The organism is Acidovorax sp. KPB24-03, assembly GCF_057546605.1.
The window spans coordinates 1-1,591 of record NZ_BAAJYR010000603.1 but is presented as its reverse complement, the minus strand read 5'-3'; the positions used below and the strand labels follow the sequence as shown (position 1 = coordinate 1,591).

The following is a 1,591-nucleotide window of genomic DNA, read 5'->3' as shown; positions in this document are numbered from 1 at the left end:
CGCGGGCCGAGGGGCAGACGGTGGTGGCCGTGGGGCGCGACGGCCGCCTGTCCGGCCCCTCGCTGGCCGCCGCGCTGATCGCCGGGCTGGTGGACGCCGGCATCGAGGTGATCGACATCGGCCCCGCCACCACCCCCATGCTCTACTTTGCCGCCCACACCCTGTGCCACAGCGGCATCCAGGTCACCGGCAGCCACAACCCCAAGGACTACAACGGCTTCAAGATGGTGCTGGCCGGCCGCGCCATCTACGGCGACGAGATCCAGGCCCTGCGCCGCACCATGGAAGAAGAAAGCTGGACGCTGGCCGAAGGCGGCAGCGTGCGCCAGGCCGACGTGCTGCCCGCCTACGTGCAGCGCATCACCTCCGACGTCAAGCTCGCCCGCCCCATGAAGATCGTGGTGGACAGCGGCAACGGCATTGCCGGCGCCTCGGCACCGGGCATCTTCCGCGCGCTGGGCTGCGAGGTGATCGAGCTGTTTTCCGAGGTGGACGGCAACTTCCCCAACCACCATCCCGACCCCAGCAAGCCCGAGAACCTGCGCGACCTGATCGCCACGCTGCAGTCGAGCGACGCCGAACTGGGCCTGGCCTTCGACGGCGACGGCGACCGGCTGGGCATCGTCACCAAGGACGGCCAGAACATCTTTCCCGACCGCCAGATGATGCTGTTCGCCCGCGACGTGCTCTCGCGCGTGCCCGGTGGCCACATCCTCTTCGACGTGAAGTGCACCCAGCGCCTGGCCCCCGCCATCACCGAGGCGGGCGGCCAACCCGTCATGTACAAGACCGGCCACTCGCTCATCAAGGCGCGCATGAAGGAACTCGACTCGCCCCTGGGCGGCGAGATGAGCGGGCACATCTTCTTCAAGGAACGCTGGTTCGGCTTTGACGACGGCACCTATGCCGGCTGCCGCCTGCTCGAAATTTTGAGCCGCGAAAGCGACCCCGGCGCCGTGCTCAACGGCCTGCCCACCAGCCATTCCACGCCCGAGCTGAACGTGTCGTGCGCCGAAGGCGAGCCGCACCGCCTGACCGCCGAACTGCAGGCCCTGGCCGCCGAAACCTTCGCCGCCCCGGCCGAGATCAACACCATCGACGGCCTGCGCGTGGACTGGCCGGACGGCTTCGGCCTCATCCGCGCCAGCAACACCACGCCCGTGCTGGTGCTGCGCTTCGAAGGCCACACGCCCGAGGCGCTGGCGCGCATCGAAGCGGCCATGCTCGCGCTGCTGCACCGGGTCAAGCCCGACGCGCACGTGGGTGCCGCGGCCCACTGATTGTTCGCCGCCAGCCACCTGCCATCCACCGCCCGCTTCACGGACCATCCGCCCCTTGAATCCCCCCGTGTTTCCACCGCTGTACACCGTGGCAGCGGCGCAGTCGATCTCAATTCCCGGCGATGTGCCGGCCAACGTGCAGGCGCACCTGGCCATGGTGCAGGCCTCCGCCCAGGAAGGCGTGCAACTGCTCGTCTTTCCCGAGCTGTCCCTCACGGGCTATGAGCCCGACCTGGCGGCCCGCCACGTGCTCGGCGCGGACGACGCCGTGCTGGCGCCGCTGCGCGAGGCCGCCCGCGCCCATGGCATGG

The 1,591-nt window shown here is 69.8% G+C and carries 2 protein-coding genes; both read left to right on the top strand.

What is annotated here, in order from left to right:
* Positions 1-1,280: phosphomannomutase/phosphoglucomutase (locus tag AC27KI_RS24415; RefSeq protein WP_487116335.1), on the top strand; the 1,280-nt coding region annotated here is incomplete at its 5' end.
* Positions 1,281-1,347: 67 nt separating this feature from the next.
* Positions 1,348-1,591: nitrilase-related carbon-nitrogen hydrolase (locus tag AC27KI_RS24410; RefSeq protein ID WP_487116333.1), on the top strand; the 244-nt coding region annotated here is incomplete at its 3' end.